The organism is Bacteroides sp. AF39-16AC, from assembly GCF_003602735.1.
In the GTDB taxonomy this organism is placed as follows: Bacteria; Bacteroidota; Bacteroidia; order Bacteroidales; family Bacteroidaceae; genus Bacteroides; species Bacteroides uniformis.
The window spans coordinates 1-2,217 of sequence record NZ_QTLN01000015.1 but is presented as its reverse complement, the minus strand read 5'-3'; the positions used below and the strand labels follow the sequence as shown (position 1 = coordinate 2,217).

Here is a 2,217-nt window from a genome sequence, read left to right as displayed (position 1 = left end):
GACCCTCAAAAGTACAAGGGATATGATAGAAAAGGTTAATATAACAGATGCCAATGTGGTTGAGTTAATCAGAGAAAAACTGCCTGCTGCAACAGAAGCAAACAAGGGACTTATGCAAGCTAATGGATTTGAACAAGGTAAGAATATATTAAATGAAGAATACGATAGTAAAATCAGTGCCGGTGTATATTCATCTACTGATAATTTAATATGGGCACTGGAATTTTATTAGCGCTAAGAGGGTTTCAATACACGGCCCATTTATATATTACCAACTCTGCAAGAATATATATTAAAACCATTCGTAGCAATGGAGAGGTTTTGAAAGATTGGACGTTAATAAATAATACCAAAACATAAGAGACTTTTGGAGTATCCATTTTCCTACCCTATCCTTTGACCCTCAAAAGTACAAGGATGATAGAGAAAGTAAAGTTATCAGAAGTGGCAACCGGCAATCCGGCATCACTTATTGGGTTAACATCCGGTCAAAGCTTGGCGCAAATGCCTATAGACCGTTTGCCAAAGACTGAGTATATCGCTATGGCATCGGGAACGGACAAATTACGATATACACAATTAAGGTATAGTACTACTTCAGGGGCAGGAAGCAGGATTCTTTTGATTGTCCCCATTTCCGGACTGACTGGTAAAATGGATGCAGCCGGAGTCTTGGGTAGCCTATATGTGTTAAGAGCTGGAATGGACTACATGCCTATGATGGTAAAAGCCGATATAATGCTGTTCCGTTCCTCTTCATTCCTTGTTAATGATATGAATGTAATGGGAGTAAGTGCCAATGGTCCTGTAAACTTTAAATTGGGACATTGTACTTATGAAGGGCAGTTATATCTTGCGGTTAAATTCAATACGAATTATTCTATAATAACTTGTTTTCAAGGATTCTACACGACAGATTGTGTATTCCGTAACGTTCTTGAAGAGAATGTTACGGACTGGACAGACTTACTATGAAGTTAAGGATATGATTGAGAAGATTGATATTAAAGATGCAAGCATTGCAGAAGAGGTTAGAAAGCAGATGTCTGTTGTAGGTAAAAAGGGATTATACCATGGAGTTCTGTTGCTGCTTTCTGCCTATACATAAGATAAACGCTGTATCCGTTGATGGTTCTTTAGAATATAACTCTTTAACAGATACAAATCTTATAAATGAAACAGTTGGAATAGTATAGGGGCACTTGCCCCTATACTATTCCAATGTAGCTTCAAATCCTCCTTCGAATGCACTGTTATCCGCTGCTTCCATCTTCATTGATATGCCAAAAGAACTCATTAGGAGTACATTTAGTATTGGCGTATAGACTAGCCGTTCAGCATAAACACGGCACTTCCCATCAGCTTCAGTCTTAGCTTTAATCTTAATATTATAGCTACCTGAGAGGACTTTGACTTTTAGATTAGGATTGCCTGTTACATCACCAGCTCGTGATATGGAGATGTAATATAGGCTAGGCATTCCGCTTGATGTTGCAGATATAGACAAAAGAATTGAGCCTGTAACTGGAGTGCTTGTAGTCTCAAACAGAAGTACACTATACGCGCCTTGGAACTCCGATAACACACCTGATGGCATTAATCCTTTATTGGAAACTGTAGCCACTGCCATCTTATTACGAATACTATCAACTACTCCCGTGGCTGTAATATCAATCTTCTCCATCATACCTTTGTATTTTTGAGGGTCAAAGGATATGACGGAAATAAGTAATAAACAACAATGAGCACAATAAAAGTAAAAGTTACTGAGCAATTTATATCGAGAACGAGTAAGGAAGGCAGGGGAATAACCCCTGCTAATAATTAGTTATCTGCATGACATTTATATATGCTTCTGTACTTCTCCCATTTTTTACATATACATTGCCATTTGACGTTTTTTTATTCAATATGATTTTGCCTCCAGCGGTAAAATCAGTTGAAATGCTATTTCCATCGCTCAACAGTATATTGGATGATACTCCGGCACCCACCATGATTAGAGCTGCCGCACCAGAATCGCTATTTCTTACCAGATATGCCCCATAATAAGCAGTACCCAAATCATATTCCTCCCCCGGTTGTAATGTCAGTCTCCAGGTAGGGAACATCTCATTCCTGATATTCTTTATATTGAGCTGCCTTGTGATGGCATTTATCACGTTTGTGTCTGTTATCAGAACCTTCTCTATCATATCCCTTGTACTTTTGAGGGTC

At 38.5% G+C, this 2,217-nt stretch carries 5 protein-coding genes; 3 read left to right on the top strand and 2 right to left on the bottom strand.

Annotated features, from left to right (window positions below):
* The 3 genes from DW039_RS13050 to DW039_RS21430 form a co-directional block, all read left to right on the top strand.
* A partial coding sequence (locus tag DW039_RS13050) for a hypothetical protein (protein ID WP_207810799.1) occupies nucleotides 1-232 on the top strand: 232 nt, incomplete at its 5' end.
* A gap of 185 nt (nucleotides 233-417) precedes the next feature.
* On the top strand, nucleotides 418-975 hold the full coding sequence (locus DW039_RS13045) for a hypothetical protein (RefSeq protein WP_119958289.1): 558 nt from the start codon (nucleotides 418-420) through the stop codon (nucleotides 973-975).
* Between the two features lie 10 nt (nucleotides 976-985).
* Nucleotides 986-1,108: a hypothetical protein gene (locus DW039_RS21430; RefSeq protein ID WP_256373170.1), complete on the top strand. Its 123-nt coding sequence runs from the start codon at nucleotides 986-988 to the stop codon at nucleotides 1,106-1,108.
* Nucleotides 1,109-1,213: 105 nt separating this feature from the next.
* Here DW039_RS21430 and DW039_RS13040 read toward each other — a convergent pair whose 3' ends face one another.
* The gene (locus tag DW039_RS13040) at nucleotides 1,214-1,687 is read right to left on the bottom strand and encodes a hypothetical protein (RefSeq protein ID WP_120382008.1); all 474 of its coding nucleotides are present in this window, start codon (nucleotides 1,685-1,687) and stop codon (nucleotides 1,214-1,216) included.
* Between the two features lie 130 nt (nucleotides 1,688-1,817).
* Nucleotides 1,818-2,217: hypothetical protein (locus tag DW039_RS13035; RefSeq protein ID WP_207810797.1), on the bottom strand; the 400-nt coding region annotated here is incomplete at its 5' end.